The 19460-nt window shown below is 63.8% G+C and carries 11 protein-coding genes and 1 pseudogene; 6 read left to right on the top strand and 6 right to left on the bottom strand.

Annotation, left to right across the window (positions count from 1 at the left end; translation table 11 throughout):
• The first annotated feature begins 108 nt into the window (after positions 1 to 108).
• Together KA712_02210 and KA712_02205 are read left to right on the top strand one after the other, a co-directional pair.
• Positions 109 to 1752 (top strand): sulfatase-like hydrolase/transferase, encoded by a 1644-nt coding sequence (locus KA712_02210; protein ID MCG5051749.1) that lies wholly within the window; start codon positions 109 to 111, stop codon positions 1750 to 1752.
• A gap of 175 nt (positions 1753 to 1927) precedes the next feature.
• Complete coding sequence (locus KA712_02205) at positions 1928 to 2425, top strand: hypothetical protein (protein MCG5051748.1); 498 nt, start codon at positions 1928 to 1930, stop codon at positions 2423 to 2425.
• A 72-nt stretch (positions 2426 to 2497) separates the two neighbouring features.
• On the opposite strand, the gene KA712_02200 is transcribed toward KA712_02205, so the two are convergent.
• The gene (locus KA712_02200) at positions 2498 to 3199 is read right to left on the bottom strand and encodes a flagellar hook basal-body protein (GenBank protein MCG5051747.1); all 702 of its coding nucleotides are present in this window, start codon (positions 3197 to 3199) and stop codon (positions 2498 to 2500) included.
• Between the two features lie 138 nt (positions 3200 to 3337).
• Entirely contained in the window at positions 3338 to 3853 is a 516-nt protein-coding gene (gene greB, locus KA712_02195; protein ID MCG5051746.1) for a transcription elongation factor GreB, read from the bottom strand.
• Between the two features lie 200 nt (positions 3854 to 4053).
• On the opposite strand from greB, the gene KA712_02190 reads away from it, so the two are divergent.
• Positions 4054 to 6441 (top strand): hypothetical protein, encoded by a 2388-nt coding sequence (locus tag KA712_02190; GenBank protein MCG5051745.1) that lies wholly within the window; start codon positions 4054 to 4056, stop codon positions 6439 to 6441.
• Positions 6442 to 6600: 159 nt separating this feature from the next.
• Positions 6601 to 7297: pseudogene (locus KA712_02185) on the top strand (hypothetical protein).
• On the opposite strand, the gene KA712_02180 reads toward KA712_02185, so the two are convergent.
• On the bottom strand, positions 7277 to 8014 hold the full coding sequence (locus KA712_02180; protein MCG5051744.1) for a hypothetical protein: 738 nt from the start codon (positions 8012 to 8014) through the stop codon (positions 7277 to 7279). The pseudogene KA712_02185 and the gene KA712_02180 sit on opposite strands and share 21 nt — an antisense overlap.
• A gap of 150 nt (positions 8015 to 8164) precedes the next feature.
• On the opposite strand from KA712_02180, the gene KA712_02175 reads away from it, so the two are divergent.
• Positions 8165 to 8803 carry a CDGSH iron-sulfur domain-containing protein gene (locus KA712_02175; GenBank protein ID MCG5051743.1) on the top strand — a complete coding sequence of 213 codons (639 nt, stop codon included), beginning with the start codon at positions 8165 to 8167 and terminating at the stop codon, positions 8801 to 8803.
• A 17-nt stretch (positions 8804 to 8820) separates the two neighbouring features.
• Here the strand turns inward: KA712_02175 and KA712_02170 are convergent, their stop codons facing one another.
• Both KA712_02170 and KA712_02165 read right to left on the bottom strand, forming a co-directional pair.
• Complete coding sequence (locus KA712_02170; protein MCG5051742.1) at positions 8821 to 10062, bottom strand: hypothetical protein; 1242 nt, start codon at positions 10060 to 10062, stop codon at positions 8821 to 8823.
• On the bottom strand, positions 10059 to 12536 hold the full coding sequence (locus KA712_02165; protein ID MCG5051741.1) for a sulfatase-like hydrolase/transferase: 2478 nt from the start codon (positions 12534 to 12536) through the stop codon (positions 10059 to 10061). The genes KA712_02170 and KA712_02165 overlap by 4 nt, the downstream gene beginning before the upstream one ends.
• Before the next feature lie 155 nt (positions 12537 to 12691).
• Between KA712_02165 and KA712_02160 the strand changes: the two genes are divergently transcribed.
• Positions 12692 to 13612 (top strand): SDR family oxidoreductase, encoded by a 921-nt coding sequence (locus tag KA712_02160; protein ID MCG5051740.1) that lies wholly within the window; start codon positions 12692 to 12694, stop codon positions 13610 to 13612.
• A gap of 86 nt (positions 13613 to 13698) precedes the next feature.
• On the opposite strand, the gene KA712_02155 is transcribed toward KA712_02160, so the two are convergent.
• Positions 13699 to 18198 carry a hypothetical protein gene (locus tag KA712_02155; GenBank protein ID MCG5051739.1) on the bottom strand — a complete coding sequence of 1500 codons (4500 nt, stop codon included), beginning with the start codon at positions 18196 to 18198 and terminating at the stop codon, positions 13699 to 13701.
• Positions 18199 to 19460 lie beyond the last annotated feature (1262 nt).

Genomic DNA, 19460 nt, shown 5'->3' with positions numbered 1-19460 from the left:
GCGGCGCGCGTCGGCGTTCTGCGGGTGGAGCGCTCCTCTTTCGGGCCCTAAACTCGACCGCGACGCGAACGCAACGCACCGCTTCTGTTTCTGAAAGCTCTTCGACCCATGCATCTGCCTGCACCCCAACGTCTCGTTCTCTTCGTCGTGGCCCTTCTGCTCGGGCCCCTCGCGGCCCCACGGGCCTTTGCAGCCGCTCTCCCCCGAGGCGGGGCTGAAGCTTACCGGCCCAACGTCGTGTGGCTGGTCGCCGAGGACATCGGGCCTCATCTGGCCGCCTACGGCGACCGGACCGTGAAAACGCCTCATCTCGACCGGCTGGCCGCCGAAGGCGTCACGTACACCAAAGCCTTTGCCGTGGTGGGTGTCTGCGCGCCGAGCCGCGCTTCGATCATCACGGGCAAGTACCCCACGCGCATCGGCGCGATGAACATGCGGACCAATGCCAAGGGCCTCACGCACGTCAAGCCCTACGAGGCCGTACCTGCGCCCGAGGTCAAGTGCTTCACCGAGTTTCTGCGCGCGGCCGGCTACTACACCACGAACAACCCCAAGGAAGACTATCAGTTCGCGCGTCCGCTCACCGCGTGGGACGAGAGCAGCACAAAGGCACACTGGCGCAACCGGCCCACGCCCGAGACGCCCTTTTTTGCGGTCTTCAACTACATGGAGACCCACGAATCTCAGGTCTGGGCCCAAGCCGACGAGCCCATGGCCGTCGACCCCAAGAAGGTCAAGCTGCCGCCCTATTACCCTGACACCCCCGCCGTGCGGCAAGACGTGGCCCGCTACTACGACAACCTCGCCCACCTCGACATCAAAGTGGGCGAACAGCTGGCCGAGCTCGAAAAAGCAGGGCTGCTCGACAAGAGCGTGGTGATCTTCTACGGCGATCACGGCGCAGGGCTACCCCGGGCCAAGCGCGAGGTCTACGATTCCGGTTTGCAGGTGCCGCTCATCATTCGCTGGCCCGACAAGCGCGGGGCGGGGACCAAGTCGGACGAGCTCGTGACGCTGATGGACCTCGGGCCCAGCATGTTGTCGCTGGCCGGAGCGCCCGTCCCTTCCTGGATGGATGGCCGCCCCTTCCTGGGTCCTCAGAAGGCCAAGCCCCGTGACGTGTTCTTCGCCACGCGCGACCGCATGGACGAAGCCTACGATCTGGTGCGCGCCGCCCGCGACACGCGCTGGAAGTACATTCGCTATTTCCAGCCGGACAAGCCGATGCACCAGACCATCGCGTTTCGGCGCAACCAAAAAGGCATGCTGGACATTTACGATCTACGTGATCGAGGCAAGTTGAACGACGTGCAGTCGTTGTGGTTCCGGCCCCGCAAGCCCGCCGAAGAGCTCTTTGACACCGCGTCTGATCCGCACGAGGTGCGTGATCTCGCGCAGGACCCCCGCTACCGCAAGGAGCTTTTGCGTTTGCGCAACGCCGTGGATGAGTTCGTCATGGAAGAGACCGACTGGGGCTTCGTGCCCGAGCCCGAGATGGTCGAAACGTTCTGGCCTGGCGGCAAACAGCCAGCCACCGCGGCGCCTGCGTTCGAGCGGTATCACGGCTACCTGCGCATGAGCTCCCCCACGCCAGGCGCGTCCATCGCCTATCAGGCGGCAGACGGTATAGGAAGCTCCGCGTGGCAGCTCTATCACGAACCGCTGAAGCTTCCGAAAGGCACCAAGGTGCGCGCAGTGGCCATTCGCATCGGCTACGCCCAAAGCGCCGCCATGGACTCTGAGATGCCCTGAGGGCCCTTCCTTCGTCCGGGCGCGAACGCATTCAAAAACCCTATGATTGTCGCGCTGATTTCGTATTGGGCGCGACGGCCTTCGGGGCCCAAGCTTTGAGAGTCCAGACCACGGCAGCTGACCCCCGCGATGCGCGGGGGCGCTAGGTGGGAAACAACCCTCAGGAGGTTCGGCCATGAAGTCGTTCGCAGCACTCGCAAAGGTGGCAGGTCTTTCGTTGGCACTGCCAGCCCTGTTCACGGCATGCGCGCACTCGGAAGGAACGGCAACGTCGAGTGCCAAGCGCGCCCAGTGCCCGATTGCCCTCCAAAAAGCCCGGGTAGGCATCGAGCACAAAGCAGACGCCGTCGTCGTACGTGTCGAAGCCACCCCCGGGGTCAGCCCCGCCGCGCTCGCGGTTCATGCCGAGCCCCTCGCCGAGGCCTTGGGGCGGCACCCGAGCACGGACGAAGACGGTGCGTGGGGCGCCCGAGCTGCCCTTGGACGCAGGGTCACCGTGGCTTCACACGACTCCGGTATGGACCTGACCTTCACGGCCACCGACCCCCTCGCCTTCGCGGCTCTCCGGCAGCGCGTGCACGAGCGCGTGGAAGGCTGGCAACAGGGGCAATGCCCGATGGTTCCCCACGACGAACGCTCGAGCACGTGGTGGGGCCCCTCGGGACGCATCTAAACGGATGAGAACCGCCGGCGGGCGTCCGTGGTGAGCGGGCGCCCGCCGGTAGGCTCGAACGATGCCCGGGGCTCAGCGCACGCGTCCCACCTCGACGGCGCGCGAGTCCAGGCTCCGGTAGGTCTCGAGCGCCTTCATCGACATGTCGTAGCTCCGCTGCGCCGAGATCATGCCGATGCTGGCCTCGAGCGGATAGCCCATCTCCAGCTCCCCCACCAGCAAAACGGGCTCGGCCAGCTGTCGCGCTACACCTCCGGGCCCGGGCGCGTAGAGCGTTGCCCCGAGGCGTTGCACGTTGCCCTCGAGCTTGAACGTGGCCAGCTGACCCACCACCTGCTCGCCCACGAACACGGCGCCATCCGTTTCGACGCGCACGTCACCTTCGGGGGGTATGGCGATGGGACGGCCCGTGACGTCCAGCACCGGCAGCCCCCCGGACACCAGGACCTCGTTCGACACCTGCAGCGCGCCGTTGCGCGTGTACACCACCGAACCATCGGGGCGTCCCACGGCCATGAAGCTCATGCCGTCGGGCACCACATCCATGGGATTGTCGGTGACCACCTGCTGCCCGGGTGACATGTCCAGACCGGACGACACCGCGGCCGGGAACACCTTGTCCGTGACGCCGCTCGACGCCAGAAACGACTGAAACGCCACCTTCGTGGCGCGGAACCCCGGCGTTTGCACGTTGGCCAAGTTGTCGGCAATCGCGTCGAGCTGCTCGGCCCGGGCTGCGGCGCCGGCCATGCCTACGTAGAGTCCATTCGACATGTGGGAGACCTCGGAGGAAAGTGTCGCGTTCGCGACACAATCGTCTGGCAGCAAGATGCAGGCCCAACACCGAGCCGCCACAAACCTGTCGCGCCGCCGTTCTCACTGGGCACTTTTTGCCCACGGCTGCACGGATATTCAGCCCTTATAGCTGATTTCCGCGATGGTGAGCTCACGCGTGCCCGCGTGCCACTTCACGACCACGGTGTCGTCCAGGCGTTTGCCGAGCAGCGCCTTGCCCACGGGCGATTTCCAGGAGATATCCCCCTGGCCGCCGTCGATCTCATCCACGCCCACGATCCGATAGGTGTGACGCACGCCCTCCTCGTCCTCCACGGTGACCTTGGCGCCGAAGAAGACGCGCTCGTTTTGGCGCTGTTCCCGCGGATCGGTCACCACCGCCACGTCCAGGCGCTTGGCCAAAAAGCGAATGCGTTTGTCGATCTCGCGAAGCTGCTTCTTCCGATAGATGTACTCGGCGTTCTCGCTACGATCCCCCTCAGCCGCCGCATCTGCCAGTGCGCTCACGACCTCGGCGCGCTTTTTGAAGCGAAGATAGTCGAGCTCTTCGGCCAGCTTTTTGTATCCGGCTGGCGTGATGTAGTTCTTCTCGGCGGGCTCGACCTTTTTTTCGGCGCTCTTTGGGGAAGCCATCTGGCGTGCAAGTCTGCAGCTCCGGTGACGAAGTCACAACCAAGTCCTGGAAACTCCACGAGTTCTTTGGGAATTCACGTCTGCGAAGAGATTCTTCGTGGCGGGGGCGCACCGAAAGCGGGCCTTGGGGGTCATCCCTTGCGATCGAACCGCGGAGTCGCACGGGCGCCGCGGGCCCCGAACCCCTCGTGGAGGAAAAAATGATGTACGACGCGTTCCCAAAAGGGCGGCGAACGGCCCCCGTATCCCGCAAGCCCGCATGGCTCGTGGCCCTGGGCTCGATCGCCCTGGCAGCCTGTGAGCCCGCTCCGTCCCCCGACCCTACGATCGAACAACCGGTGGACGTGAACCTGAAGTCCCAGGCGCTGAACGCCAAGCCATCGGCCCGCCAAGTGCTCGCGGGCCTGCCCGACGAAAGCTTGGTCCTGCGTGAGCACGCAGGGCAAAGCGAGGTCATGGTGGAGGTGACCAGGGCCAAACCCGCCAGCATGGCTGCAACGACCTGCTTCCAGTCAGCCGGGCTCCGTATGGTGGCCTCCGCAGGCCTGAAAGCCACCGGGTGGGTCCCCGTTGCCCAGCTCGACACCCTCGAAGAGCACCCCTGCATCTCGGGCGTTCGGCTGCTTGGCAAGGCGCTCACCGACAGCGAGCCCACCTCGTCTTTTCCAAACGGTGACACAGGCACGCCCAATCAAGCGGTCCAGGCCCACGGCGTCGACCGCGTCCGAGCGAAGTACAAGGTCGATGGACAAGGGGTACACGTCTGCATCATTTCGTCTTCGTTTGACCTCGAAAACGGCTTCGCCGCCGGCGTTGCCGCGGGTGAGCTTCCAGGACCCGGGAACCCTCTTTATCCCCAGGCGATCAACGTTCTCCAGGAGGGGGACGCCATATTCTTTCCTCCCGTGTTCGTCGACGAAGGTCGAGCAATGGCCGAGTTGGTTCACGACATAGCCCCCGGAGCTCGCCTTTCGTTCGTGGGATTTGCCGGGGGCGACACTGCAAACTTCGTCGCGGCCGCGGTGGACAAACTGCGGGCCGAAACGGACTGCGACATCATCGTGGACGACGTGGCCTCGAACGACATTTCTCCCTTCTTCCAGGATGACGCCAATGTGGAGTCCATCGAGGCTGCGGTGAAGGAAGGCATCTTCTACGTGAGTTCGGCAGGGAACTCAGGCCTGGGAGGCCGTAGCCGCGGCTCCAACGCGCGCTACTACAGCTCGCCGTTTCGGCCGGTATCTGCCTTGGGAGGCATCTTCCATGACTTCGATCCTGACCCGAACAACGTGGTTGTGCTGGTTCCTCTCGAATTCAACACCAGTGCATCGAGCACGGATCCGGCTTCGACCATCATGCGCCTTGCGCTTCAGTGGGACGAACCCTGGGGCTCACTCTGCGATGAGTGCGCAGGAATCTCGCGTAATCTTCGCTTTCTCATTCTTCGACGCCGCCCCGGCGAAGCCTCGTTCACGTTCTTCGCCGCGGGCGGTTCCTACAACGGACTCGACGCTCTTGCGTTCTTCAGGCAATCGCTCGATCCCAGCGCCGAATACCTCATCGGTCTGTTCCAGGCGAGCGTGGACGGCCCACCGCCGAGCTACGTGAAGTTCGCCCTCTCGAGTCCTTCGGTCAGGATCCCGAGTCTCACGTTCGAGGGCCCCACCATTTGGTCTCGGGCGGCCGCGCCTTCAGCCGTGAGCGTGGGAAGCGCGTCGTGGTTCAACACGCCCTTGGGGGCGTCGCACTGGAACGCGACCTTGGGGGGGCAACCCATCGAGGGAGGCTTCGTCTCCTTCGCGCCCCTACCCGAGCGCCCCATCCTGAGCCACGAAGGCGGTCCGAGCCTCGTATTCCGTGCGGATGACGGAGAGACGCTGATCACGACGTCGTCGGTGGGGGGCGACCCCATCTTCTTCGACACCCTGGGCAACAGGCTGAGCGAGCCCGAGGTGCGCCAGAAGCCAGATCTCGTCGGGGCAGACGGCGTGGAGACGACGTTCTTTGGCGTCCGTACGCGCCGAATCGTCAAGAACTTCTTCTTCGGAACCTCAGCCTCAGGACCGAACGTGGCCGCGATCGCTGCCTTGGCCCTCCAGGCCTCGAACAAAACCCTCAGCCCTTCGGGGTTGAAGTCGCTGCTCATCGAGCGCGCCATCGACATGGACAATCCCTTCGACCAGGGCCTTCAATCTTCAATCGACGACCCGGCTTTCGCTCGCGGCTTCGACTACGCCTCCGGACACGGCTTCGTCGACGCCGAGGCCACCGTGGATGCGGTAGTACAAGCCCAGGAGGTGGAAGCCATGGACCTCGCGCCTGTTTGCGAGAGGACCGATGGCGCCCACCTTTGGTCGGTCACGAACCCCAACGGATTCGCCGTGAGCGGGACGTTCATCACAGCCAGCGGGCTAGAGTTTCCGGCGATCCAAGGTGAAGCGGCAGGGGGACCAGACTGGTTGGTGCCCCCGGGCCGTTCGACCTTCTTGAGCATCCCCGCAAACCCCAGAACCGAAAGTCTTCGGCTCTTTGCGGAGGGAACGCGCGCGAGCTTCACAAAGCGCGGTGGTTGGTCGCGCTGCCCGTGAGCGGCGGAACATAGCTGAACTCCGCGCACGGGACCTCTCGTGGCTGTTCCAGATGGTGACATCTGGGCGCCCCCAGGGGTCCCGTACGCATGCAAGGCGATGGCGTCCACTCTCAATTGCGCTTGCGCCGCTGGAAGAGCGGACACATGCTGGCAAGCCATGCCTGACAGCGAAGCCCTCGAGCGGCACCGCCCCACCTTGACCGGACACTGTTACCGCATGCTGGGCTCCGTCGTGGACGCCGACGACGCCGTGCAGGAGACGATGGTGCGTGCCTTGAGGGGGCTGGATCGCTTCGAGCTTGGCGTTCGTCGCAGCGCTGCAGACGCTGCCTCCCAAACAACGAGCGGCGCTCGTCTTGACCGAGGTCGCGGGATACTCCGCGGTCGAGGTGGCGGAGGCGCTCTCGTCTTCGGTGGCGTCTGTGAACAGCGCACTACAAAGGGCGCGGGCCACACTGGGCGATGGCTTGTCCCGTCCACCGGTGCCTTCCAAAGGTGAAGCGGAGGCTCTCGCTGACCGCTTCGTGGACGCCTTCGAGCGCTACGACATGGACGCGCTGGCCGCGATTCTCACGACCGAGACCACGATGAACATGCCGCCCTACACGTTGTGGTTGCGAGGACCCGCGGCCATAAGCGCCTGGATGCTGGGACGCGGGTGCGGCTGTCGCGGCTCGCGTTTAGTGCCTACGTCGGCCAACGGGGCCCCCGCCTTCGGACAGTACAAGGCCGACGGCTCACCCTGGTCGCTGGTGGTGCTCGAGCCCGCCGGATCTACCCTTGCGGGGATGACCTTTTTTCTCGACACGCAGACGCTTTTTCCTGCCTTTGGCCTACCCCCGACCTTCCCCTGAACGGGCGGGCGCCGAAGCGAGCAGCCAGCGGAACACCACCACGTGTCCCGCGGCGGCCACCACAACCAGAATCGTGGGGAGATACACGTACGGAAACTGTGTGACCCACACGTTGAGGCGCGAGGGCTCGGTCCCAAACGCAGCGATCACGGGGGTGGAGACGACCGCGATGACGAGCACGTTCACGAGCAGCAGCGAACCCGCCACGTTCCAGGCCCACAGTGCCGCACGCGGTAGGGTGAGCCCCCGCCACGACGCCCATGCCAGAAGCGCCGCGCTGGCGCCCGTGACGATGTCGAAGTTGAACCCGGCATAGGACATCTGGGGCGGCATCACGCCCTCGACCGCAGCCTGGTGCATCGCCAGCTCGAGCGGCAGCCGGAACGCTTGCAGTCCGATGAGCGCGGAAACCGGCGTCGCAGCCGCCAGCTGCCCACCGATACGAGACAAACCGAGCGCGAGTGCGGCAGCCATCACGGCCGCCCCCATGAGCATCATGGGCGGTGGCCGAAGGTCAAAGCGCGCGAGCAGGCCCGTGGCAGCCAACATCCCCCACGTTGCGAACCAGGCCCCGATCACCGTCAACGCGACGGCTCCTCGGGGAGCCTTGCCCAGATCCCGCCGCGCGCGTTGCCACATGCGCAAGGCGATCCCGGTGACCGCGACAGCCAGGGCGGGGACCGAGACCTGAACGACGAGGGAAGGTGTGGCGTTCATGGGCTCAGACGTACTACATCCGCTAATGGTTGTGAACGGCGACAGGCGGTCCGGAAGGCCGTGACACGGAGCCGAAACATGCGAGCCCTTGCAAGTCCCTACTTGCTGCACAGCCCTCTTTCGGCGCAGCATGGTTCGCGAGGCACCACGATGAGCACACGGGAAGAAGTCAAAGGCAGCCACAGCGTGCTGCGGTTCGAGGCAAACAAGTGCATCCATTCACGCAGCTGCGTGTTGGACCGACCGGACGTGTTCGTCCCCAACGTGCAGGGGGCCTGGATTCATCCCGATCGCGCCACGCCCGGCGAGCTGGACGCTTTGGCCCGCAACTGCCCGTCGGGCGCCATCACCTGCGAGCCGCTCGACGGACGAAAGCCCGAAACGGCACCCCTCGTCAACGTGGCCCGCCTGCGGGAAAACGGCCCCGTGGCCTTGAGTGCAGAGCTCACGCTCGACGGGCAGCCTGCGGGGCTACGGGCCACGTTGTGTCGCTGCGGCGCCTCGGCAAACAAGCCCTATTGCGACGGCAGTCACGGCGGGGCTGGCTTCGTGGCTTCGGGTGAGCCGGCCGTCATCACATCGCAACCCCTGGCAGCCAGGAACGGCCCCCTTTCCGTGACAGCGTTGCCGAACGGTCCGCTTCTGCTGAGTGGCAACCTCGAGATCTGCTCGGGTACGGGCAAAACCATCAACCGGGTGACGAAAACGGCCCTTTGCCGTTGTGGCCAGTCTGCCAACAAACCCTACTGCGACGGCACTCACACCAAGGTGGGTTTCAAGACCGAGTAGCCCAAACGTCGTGACCATCACGCTTTGCGAGGAGGCGTGAGCGCGGCCGCCCGTTGCGTGAGAAACGTGCGGACAGAAGCGTCCTCGGTGAGCCCGATCGCCCTGGCGAACGCTTCACGGGCACGGTCAGCATCGCCGAGCTGCTCATGTACGCAAGCTTGGGTCACCCAGTAGGGCTGGTAGGTGCTGGCGTGCGCGGCCGAAACGGCCGACAGCGCGGCAAGCGCAGCATGCGCATCGCCGCCTTCCAGCAACACCGCCGCCCATCCCACTTCGACGCCCAACGACGGAGCAAGGGCCAGGAGCAGCTGATAAAGCGTGCGGAGAGCCTCGTGGTTCTTCGTGCCCGTGATCGCACGCTGGACGTGAACAGATTGAATCGCTGCCTCACATTGGAAGCGTCCGAATCGGCGACGCTCCGATGCCGACGTGAGCAACCTTTCGGCTTCCATGACCATGCCCTGATCCCAAAGGGCTGGGTTCTGCTGGTCGAGAGGAACGAACACGCCGCCGGCCGTGCGACGGGCGGACCTCCGGGATTCGCAAAACAGCATCAGGCTCAACAAGCCCTTCGCTTCAGGCTCTTCGGGCATGAGCGCCACCATCAACCTACCCAGGAAGAGGGCCTCGTCGGCAAGATCTCGAACCGCGTCGTTGGCGCCGGGGACAACCTCCCATCCGGCTCCGTAGGCTGCATAGATGGTCGCAAGGACGTCCGACAATCGATGGGGTAGCTCCTCGCTATCGGGGACAGCGAAACGAAGGCCTGCGTCTCGGATCTTGGTTTTGGCGCGCACCAAGCGCTGTCCCATGGTTTTCGGCGCGACCACGAAGCTGCTGGCGATGCGCGCGGCGTCCAGGCCAAGGACCACCTGAAGCATGAGCGGCGTCCGTACGGCCTCCTCGATCGCGGGATGTGCGCACACGAACAGCAGCTTGAGTCGCTCGTCGGGGAACTCGATGTCTGCTTCCCTCCCCTGCTCGAGGCGGCGTGTGAGCTCGATGGCCGCGGCATCCGTCACTTTGTGATGCCGGAAGTGGTTCTTTATCTTGTTGCGAGCCGCAGTGACGAGCCATCCCTCGGGGTTCTCGGGTACGCCGCGCACAGGCCACGTGGCAAGGGCTGAAGCAAAGGCCTCTGCGAGCGCATCTTCGGCCGACGCGATGTCACGTGTGCTGGTGGCCAGCACGGCAAGGAGCCGCCCGTACGATCGACGGGCGGCTGACTCCGCAACACGCACGGCGTGGGGTTCGCTCACGCGCCCCCGGCCTTCATGGGCAGAACAGGCCGCACCTCCACGGAGCCGTCGAGCACACACGGCGCTTTCGTGGCCCACGCGAGGGCCGCGTCGAGGTCAGGCACTTCGATGACGAAGTATCCCCCGAGCTGCTCCTTGCTGTCGGCGAAGGGGCCGTCTTCCACGGAGCGTTTGCCCTGCCGCACCCGAACCGTGGTGGCAAGTTCCGGGCCCTCGAGGCCGTCCCCCTTCACGATCACACCGGCTTGCGCCATGGCCCCAATGAACGCGTTCCAGCCCCCCCAATATGCCTCGGCCTGCTGGGGATCGGCGCGCTTGGCGAACTCGGCCTGCGTTTCGTTCAACATCAACATGTATTGCACTGGGATCGTCCTTTTTTGTGGAGCACAGCGTCGCGCTTGGCTCCGGTCAATGGCCAAAGCCACACCGGAACGTCTCCGGCAGCGTTGGTCTCGACTGAATGACCCCCGACGACTGGTCAATTCTACAGCGGACGAAAATATCTTGGGCATTCCCTCGGCGCCCGCGGAACCCATGACTCGCGTCCGTCGTTCGGCGCTCTCCGAGCGCCGGAAGCCGAAGTTGGTTTCGCCTTGCTCAACGCCCCGACTGTCAGGGAAATTGGGTTTTGTATGCCTGCAGAGCCGCGTCGAGTTCGTCGCGCCTGGCGCTGTGCGTCTGAAGGTTTGCGAGGTTCGACAGTTCGTCGGGGTCTTCGTCCACGTCGTAGAGCTCGAGCCGGCGGGTGCCGCCCTGTACGAATTCGATGAGGCGCATCCCGGGTGCGCCCAGAGCGCGCGCAAACACGACGCCGCTATTGGGCTGCGTGGTGAGCAGCGTGACGGCTCGGCCCCCATGCTCGACGTGGGGTTCTTCATGATGGGGACAAGGCTGCGTCCTGCCAGCCCGGCCCTTGGAGGCAGTCCCGCCAGGTCTACCAACGTCGGATAAAGGTCGACGAGCTCAACCACCTCACGGGTGGCAACGCCTCCCGTAAACCCCGGTGCGGCGATCATGAGAGGCGTGGCGTCGGCTTCGTCGTAGGGGGTGTGCTTGCCCCACCACAAGCGCGAACCAAGGTGGTACCCGTGATCACCGAGCACCACGACGATCGTGCGCTTCCAAAGGTCGTTGGAGTCCATGACATCGAGCAACCGGCCAAACTGGGCGTCCGCAAACGACAGCGCAGCGTAGTAGCCTTGTAGCGACTTGCGGTACTTGGCGGCTGAGAGGGGCATGTTCTGCGGCGACCGCGAAACCCACTCCCCGTATACATTTGGGGGTGCAGGCAAAGAACTCAGCGGATACAGGTCGAAGTACCGTTTGGGCGCTGCCCAAGGCAAATGTGGGCGACGGAAGCCCACCGCCACGAAAAAGGGTTTGTCTCGCTCCTTGCCTTGCTTGATGAAGTCGATGCCCTTCTGGGCGATCATCTCATCCGAGGTTTTGTCGTCCACGTCGCTGAGGACGTACGTCTGCCCGTTCTCGGCCCCCCCCTGGGGAAACACGACGTCCCCGTGGTTGCGCGACTCGAGCACGCTGAGCCCCAACTTCTGAGGCTCTTCGTACTGATACACGTTGCCCTGCCCCGGCGTGCCTTCAACGGAAATGTTCCAGCTCTTCGGATCGTCCTCGCCGATTTCGTAAACCTTGCCCACGCGGGACGAGTGATAGCCGTTGTTCTTGAAGTGCTGCGGGAGAAAAACGTGGTTCGGCAGCCACTTGCGTGGTGTTTCGCCGTTTTTGAGCACTTTCGTTTGTTCGGGCCGGAGACCGCTGAGAAAGGAGATACGTGAAGGTCCGCACACGGGGTACTGCGCATAGGCACGCCGAAAGAGCACGGCCCTGTCCGCGAAGCGCTGGAGGTTCGGCGTTTTGGCGAGGGGGTCCCCGTAGGGGCTGATGTGGCGGTTGAGGTCGTCGAAGACCACGAACAACACGTTTGGTTTCGTGAGCACCGGGGTGCCGCCCGCTCCCCCAGGTCCAGAGCCCGCCCCCCCGCCGCTGCCGCCGTTTCCTCCCCCGCCGCTGCCGCCATTTCCTCCCTCGCCGCTGCCGCCATTTCCTCCCTCGGCGCCCCCGCCACTTCCCCCCTCGGCGCCCCCGCCACTTCCCCCCTCGGCGCCCCCGCTGCCCATGCTGGCAGGAACACCGCCTTGTCCCATCGGGACATCGCCCACTCCCCCGGTCGAGCTGCCTCCCGACCCACTTACGCCCCCTGCCAGCGATGGCTCATCCGCGTTGCCGCCCTGGCCTCCGTAATTAGGGAGGCCCCCGGCCCCACCCGAACCGCTCGAGCCTCCGGCCAAGGCCGAGCCTGCCCCGCCCCTTTCGGAGGCATCTTCGTCGGCCTCAGGCGTGTCTGCATTTTCGTCGTCCATGGACGGCGCGGCACAGCCAAGCGCCACGAAGAAGAGTGACACCAGCACCCCGGGGCGACCCACGGCGCGGCGAACGACGCTTTTGTTGTTCACGATCTCGTGAGTGGAAAGCGCGGCGCATTACCTTACATCCTTTCTACCGCCGAACGACGAAGGATCCTCAGCAGACCGCGACGCCCGCCTCGGCGAGAAGAACGTGAACGCATTCTTTGTGATCTCCGACGCTGACTTGGGTGCATGCTGCAGGCATGCAGAACGAGGAGAGGCATGATGACGCCCGCCCGCTTGCGGGACGCGTCGCCGTGGTCACGGGGGCCAGCCGCGGCGCAGGCAAGGGCATTGCGATCGAGCTCGGGGCGGCCGGCGCCACCGTGTATGTCACCGGGCGAAGCACCCGCAAAGAAGGAGCGCCGGCGGCGTACGCCGACATCATGCGGCTATCGAACCTCTCGGGCATGCCGGGCACGGTCGAGGACACCGCCCTGGAGGTGACCCGGGCCGGTGGCCACGGCGTGGCCTGCGTGTGTGATCATTCCAGCGAAGAGCAGGTGGCGGACCTCTTCCAGCGCCTCTCGCGCAACGAGAAGCGACTCGACCTGCTGGTGAACAACGCGTGGGGTGGGCACGAGGTTTTCGATGGCGTCTTCGAAGCGCCGTTTTGGGAACGCCCCTTGTCGGAGTGGGACGCCATGATCGATCGGGGCGTGCGCAACCACTGGCTGGCCTCTCGACAGGCGGCCCCAATCTTCGTCGCGCAGCGAAGCGGGTTGGTGGTGACGACGACGTTTTGGGATCGCGGTCGGTACCTGCGCGGCAATCTTCTTTACGACCTCGCCAAGTCGGCGATGAGCCGCCTTGCCTTTGCCGTGGCCGAGGAACTGCGTGCGTACGGCGTGGCCTCGGTGGCACTTTCACCGGGCTGGATGCGGACCGAGCTCGTCCTCGCGGGTAACGGTACCGATGAAGCCCGATGGCAAGAGGTGCCCGCACTGGCACAAACTGAATCGCCCCGCTACCTGGGTCGCGCCGTCGTGGCGCTTGCGCGCGATGAAGGTGTGTTGGCCAGGACCGGACAGACCCTGCGCGTCGCGGATCTCGCCCGGGAGTTGGGCTTTACGGACCTGGACGGCCGTTGGGTCCCGCCCTTCGAGTTGCCAGAGCACCACTAAACGCCCCGTGGCGACCCTGAACGTGGCTGCCGCACTACACAACGCTCGCTTCGGCGAAGGGCCTGATCGATGCGCTACCTCGACCGTCAACGCGGCTCCACGAACACCCGACTGGCTGCGGTCCGTCCGAAAATTCCCGGCGATTCTCGATCCTTCACGATCGCTTCGGGCCACAGGAACTCACCCGCCGTAAGGACGTCGGCCACGTACGAAAACTCGTGTCTTCCCGCGGGCAAGCGTGAGGCAAGCGCCTTCATGGTGCCGGGCGACTGTGTCACGACATCCGCAAAGCGCGCTTCGCCATCGTGCTCGTGGCGATACGATTGCCCGTTCAACCGTGGATCGACAGCCGCGAAACCCGCCGGATATGGACTTTCGGCGAGAACATCGAAGCGAGGGGCATGGTTCTCGAACCGGAGCGTAACCTTCACGCGCGCGCCCAAAGGCACACGCCAGGAGCCATCGACCAACTGCTCGCAACGCGCCCCCGATGCGTCGAAGAGCTCGCGCTCTGCGGTGAAGCCCTGATAGCGGGGTTCGTAGGCGGGAAGGCGTTGGTAGTTCATGGTGACCGCATAGGACCAGGGCATACCTGAATTCTCAGATGCGGGTGTCATCGTCAGCGTCTCCGTCGGCCGACGGATGGGCGACCACGAGTGGTCCCAGGCGGCGCGGGGCTCGAGCTCGACCACAACGGGGCTTCGAGACGTCTGGCTGACCACCATCGAGAACGGCCCACCCGGATGCGTTTGCCCCTCCGCCGTGCTGTGGGCTGCTTGATAGCTTCTGAGCGCCACTACGGCCTTGGCCGTGGTGAGAGCACCGCCCCAGGCGGAGCCCGTGTGAAGCCGGAGAAGCCCCCGCACCAAGGGTGTGAGGATCTCCGTCGGGCTGGATGCGCTCCACGCCTCAATGACGTCGGCCTGGAGCCCCGCCTGTAGCGAGGTTCGGACAAAACCGTTGGGCCACGTCACGCCTGGCCCGTCGGTCACCCAGGCTTGGTCGCCAGCTTTGCTCAGGCGCGACAGCAGGTCGTCCCTGATTTGTTCCTTTAGGACCGGCTCCTTTGACCACTTCCACAGAGACACCAGCGTCGAGGAACGTTGTGCACGACGCCATTGTCCATCACGCAAGACCGTTTGCCTTAGCTCATCGCCGAGCTTTCGCGAGCTCTCATCGCCTTCCACGTGCCCGAAGGGCGCTCCCTTCACTGCCGACCTATCGCACTCGCGCTTCACCAGCTGATACGACTCCCCTCGCCCTGAGGCATCTTCCAGGCAGTCTCGATAGCCAAGAAACCACTGCGCATTCTCGCGCTCATTGAGCTCCTGAAGCCTGCTCAACACTTGATTTGGAACGTCGATGCCAGCCTGCTTGGATGAAGCAGCTGCCTTGGCCAGCGTATGCGTCACGTACGTGGGTGCCGAGACGTGACGACCCGGAAAGGCCAAAAATGACGATTGCCCGCCCGTTCGGGTCGCAATCCTCTGCCAGGCGTCGTGGATCTTGTCTCTCGCCACATTCGCGTCGGGTGCACAAGCATTTGCAACCAGCGGCCACTGCGGCAGCCATGAAGAGGCAGCCCATATCCAGGCCGCCAAGGCCTCGGTGGTATCGACCTCAGGGTCGCAAAGCGTCTGCATCGTTGCGCCAAGCGGGGGCAACGCACCCTGCGCGATCCTGAGACCGGCCGAGGCCTGCGTTTTGGCTTCTTCATCGCCGCTGGCTTGCGGCCACATCAGCCCTTCTCGCTGTTCCCCAACACCGTCGCCAAACGAACTCATCTGTTCTCTGATGAGGGGAGATAGGAGAGGAATCGTGTGGGAGATGCGATCCATCGGCCCGGACTTCCCAGCGCTCCCCGTGACGTCCGCGCGCCACGATAGCTGCATGACATCGCCTGTTTCGGGCACGCGCACCTCGGAGCTCAGTAGCTCGCGTGTCTGTGGAGGCAACTGGATGGCTCGAACGGCTCCACCCCGCAAGGGTATCGTGGTTCCGGCCGACAACGAGGCCGTCGTGGTAACGGACAGTGCCAACGTGCGGCGACTTTGGTTCTGCAAAACCAGAGGAATCTTCGCGGTGTCACCCGCTCGCAAAAACGCAGGCGGCGTGGGGCGCAAGACCAGATCCTTGGTGCTCACGATCTCGCTCTGCCCCAAGCCAAAGGAAGCGTTACCCGCTGCGGCTGCCACCATGATCCGGTACCGCGTCGTTGAATCCGGCAAACGGAACTCTACGCGTGCGTCGCCGTTCCGGTCGGCACTCACGTCTGCAGCAAAGTGGGCGGTGGGGCGGAAGTCATGGCGCTCAGGGCCACTCGGAGCGCCTCCCATAAGGCCAGCCACAGTGCCGCCAGGCACCCCTCCAGAGAGGCCTGAACGCATCAGCGCGCGCGTACTCCGTTCGTAAATCTGCCCCGCTGAGGTGATGGACTCATCGTAGAAAGTCTTGAAGGGATCTCTCCAGATCGCGCGAGGTCGCAGTCGAAAGATTGCATCGTCGACGACCGAGACAACCAATTCGGCGCCCGAAGCCGGCTTGCCGTCAGGGAAGATGGTACGGATACGCAATTGCACGGAGTCCCCCGGAGCGAATGAAGCTGGGAGCTCTTCTCGACCGAGAGCGTGGCGTGAAGCCTGTCTGCGCGCCCCGATTTCGACATGTAAATGATGCGACTCACGCTGAAACACCCGCGCCTTCGATGCGAAGTCTTCGATGTGCGAGTAAGAAGCCGGGAAAGACAGAGAGGTCATCTCGGCCCTCAAGGATCCCCACAAGGGTCCCCCAAGGGGTGCGGCAATGGCGCCCGACCTTCCGGCCGAGAGATACTTTAGGTCCAGTATGTCGCCTGCCCGCACAAATCGAAACAGGGCGTGACTGAAGCCCTTCGGCGCATTGTATCTCGCGGTGGTTACGTGGGCATCGTCGAGCCAGGATATCGCGAGGGGCATCGGTTTTTCCGGCAAAGGTGCTTTTGGTCTTGGCTCTGAGGGAATCTTAATCGCTATGGAACTACGATGGGGGCGCTGGGAGGAATCCTTGACCTCTGCCACCAACAGGTAAGCGCCCGCCCCCTCGTTGTCGCGCCTTATCTGAACGGGCCGCGCTTCCGAGCGGACTTCTTGCGTCCACAGCCGCTCGTATCGACTCTTGTGATCGCGTTCGTCGGTTATTTTCCGCCAAAGCGTCAATTCTACGTCGTGTCCACTTTCGAGCTGACCTTTGGAGTCAACGACCACAAATCTGCCCCATGATGTGGCCCTCGTTGATGACGTGGAGTCCGCCCTTGACTCATCGCCCTGGGCCCTCAATCCCACGAGCAGCTTCGCGGGCAATACATTCAGGGTGTGACTCTCGAACCAGCGACGGCTGTTGACGTCCTGGACTTCGGAATTCAGAAGATGAATCCATGGCTGACCACGCTCGGCGGGTGAGGGAAGTCGCAGGTTGTTGCTCGCTTTGCCTCTCACATCGAGGGTCAGGCTCGATGGTCTGTTCTCGACTGGCTGCGGGGATCCATCCGGATCGTCGGCGCGCGCCGAGAACACGTAATCCTCGTAGGGCTGCGGATGCCAACTGTAATGGGATTCGAGCGCGACATCCCAGCGGGCACCGGAGACGACCCCTCCTGATAGGTACGTCGCTTCCATGTTGACCCTAAAAGGATCACCCGCGACGTACGGTCCCTTGGATAGAGTCATCGTGGTTTGCATCTCCGGCCTTTCGTAGATGCCAACGATGATCTCTTCTTCGTGTGCCGGGCTTTTGGTCCCGTCCTTTTGAAAAAGCCGAAAGCGCAAAGTTACGCTTCCGGTGGGCAGGTCGGCAGGCAGAGTCACTTGCCCGGCGAACCGAGAATCATTGGTGACGGGTAGCTGACCGCTCGCAAAGGGGACATCACCATCCTGGGCCTCCCAAAACACCCGTTGAGGTCCCGCAAGCCGGCTCCACTCGGCCTCTCCGCCTGCGCTCAAACGCCGGAGCCAACCGAAGAAGTGGACTTGGTCACCCGGCGCATAGAGCTGCCGGTCGGTACCCGTATACCAGTAGAGGTTCTTCGCTTCGTTCCGGCTCCACGTGGCGCTTGGCGCCGGGCGCTCAGCCGCGGCTTCTTTGCCATCTTCGGCAACCTCGAAGCTCGACCATGCGTCGTGAGGAAGCATGACGCTGTCGCCGCCCGCGCGAACTTCAATCATGTCATCGCCCTCGGGGCGCAAATCGAAAACGGCGAGGTCGTCCTTGTCAGTTTCGGTTCTGCGACCTGAAGGGTGTAGGACGATCTCCGCGTTGGGCACAGGCGTCGCGTCCTTTAGCTTGTTTACCCAGAGGTGCATGCGTGTGCGACCCGCAAAGACGCGGAAAGCCAAGTTGGTCTTTTGAACCCAAAGCCGGACAGCCGGTACATTCATCCTGTCCTGGGCGTCGGACGCAATGGCTTCGACCATGTAGTGTCCGACCTCCAACGGAATGGGTACCTTGAAATGTTGTTCCCGGCCGGCGCGTGCATGGAGCACGTGCTCGCGTTGGGAGATCGTCTGACCCAAATCCAAGACCGTGTGGCTTTTCACCCCGTGTGCCAACATGAATCGCGGAAAATCAACGATAGCCACTTTTGAGACTCGTATGCGCATGGACGCGACGCTTTGTCCGCTTAACGTGACGAAGGAGGGCTGAGATGGCCCATGCACAAGGACCGGATGAGGGGCGCCATACTCGGGAATGTCCTCGAAGCGAAGGCTTGCTTTCGGGGGTAAAGGTTTGAGGATTATCGAGTTCGATGTGAGAGAGCGACCAAAGATGTCGCGAACATCGGCAACCGTGACCTTGTACGCAGTGAATGCGGTCGCATCTTCGCAGTCGAGGTAAATGTCTGTAAGATCGAATCGATAGTGGCCTTCGCAATATGGCCGGATGCCTACAGAGGGTGTCTTCTTGTCAAAAGGATGCGAGAGGGGAATGATCCAGCTTTCCCCTTGTCGGACAGCCGAGCCGTCCTCGTTTCGCGGAGGCAAGAGCCGAAAGGGCGAGGCTGTCCGGAACGAAAGGGTTTGGGGGGCCTTCGTCTTCAAGGGTCCTTCCAGGGAAGGAAGTCCTGTATCGGCGATGAGTAGGGCGGCCGTGTCCGGTGGCAGCTCGCGCGCCGGGGTCACGAACATAATGCGTTGGAGAGATTCGTTCTCCAGACGCGCGTTGAACGGCCACGCCTGATGCGAGCTCAAGAGTGCAGGGATGATGACGTCGGTCCCGTTTTCCTCCGTTCGAAAGCCAAGGTACGGCAGCGCTTTGTCCGGATCGACATCTTGATCAAAGACGAGGGCCACTCGAGGGGTTCTCGAGGTCTGTCCTTCATGAGCGATGTCGAAGGCATGCCAGACAATGTGGGGCGCTCCGGTTGCGAACCGGAACGCACCCGGGTGCCGAGAGGCGTTTCCCTGCGCGTTCCTCCGCCCGTTCTCTGTGACCTCGAAGACGGTCGCCATGGGAAAACGGGTTATGGGGACAAAGCGCAGTTCGCGCGTGGACAGCCACATCCAATGCCCTTCGACGCGGGGGTAGATGGCCAGCGGCGGAGGTGGCAGGGCCTCCCAGGGCATGACCGGAACCAACGGCCTGTCGAAGCGGACCAACACTTCGGAAGGCGTCAGATCTTCCCCCTGAGGCCAAAGGGAGGCGATGCGTGCGTGGGGGTCGGTCGCCAAGGGTGTGGCAGGTAGGGTCGTGCGAAACTGGCACGATAGCGCGGCGAGCGAAACAAGGCCGACGAACAGAGACTGAGCCAGCCGACAACAGCTCAAGGGCAAGGTTTTCGCGCGGGGCTGGCGGTCGACTCGTTGCATTGTCATTT

The sequence above is a fragment of the Myxococcales bacterium genome (assembly GCA_022184915.1).
Classification (GTDB): domain Bacteria; phylum Myxococcota_A; class Polyangia; order Fen-1088; family Fen-1088; genus JAGTJU01.
This window is presented reverse-complemented; position numbering and strand designations above follow the sequence as displayed.

Excerpts from the sequence above, each read along its gene's own strand:
- KA712_02210 (MCG5051749.1), top strand. The coding sequence starts at position 109 with ATGCATCTGCCTGCACCCCAACGTCTCGTTCTCTTCGTCGTGGCCCTT.
- KA712_02205 (MCG5051748.1), top strand. The coding sequence starts at position 1,928 with ATGAAGTCGTTCGCAGCACTCGCAAAGGTGGCAGGTCTTTCGTTGGCA.
- KA712_02200 (MCG5051747.1), bottom strand. The coding sequence starts at position 3,199 with ATGTCGAATGGACTCTACGTAGGCATGGCCGGCGCCGCAGCCCGGGCC.
- greB (MCG5051746.1), bottom strand. The coding sequence starts at position 3,853 with ATGGCTTCCCCAAAGAGCGCCGAAAAAAAGGTCGAGCCCGCCGAGAAG.
- KA712_02190 (MCG5051745.1), top strand. The coding sequence starts at position 4,054 with ATGATGTACGACGCGTTCCCAAAAGGGCGGCGAACGGCCCCCGTATCC.
- KA712_02180 (MCG5051744.1), bottom strand. The coding sequence starts at position 8,014 with ATGAACGCCACACCTTCCCTCGTCGTTCAGGTCTCGGTCCCCGCCCTG.
- KA712_02175 (MCG5051743.1), top strand. The coding sequence starts at position 8,165 with ATGAGCACACGGGAAGAAGTCAAAGGCAGCCACAGCGTGCTGCGGTTC.
- KA712_02160 (MCG5051740.1), top strand. The coding sequence starts at position 12,692 with ATGCAGAACGAGGAGAGGCATGATGACGCCCGCCCGCTTGCGGGACGC.
- KA712_02155 (MCG5051739.1), bottom strand. The coding sequence starts at position 18,198 with ATGTTGGCACACGGGGTGAAAAGCCACACGGTCTTGGATTTGGGTCAG.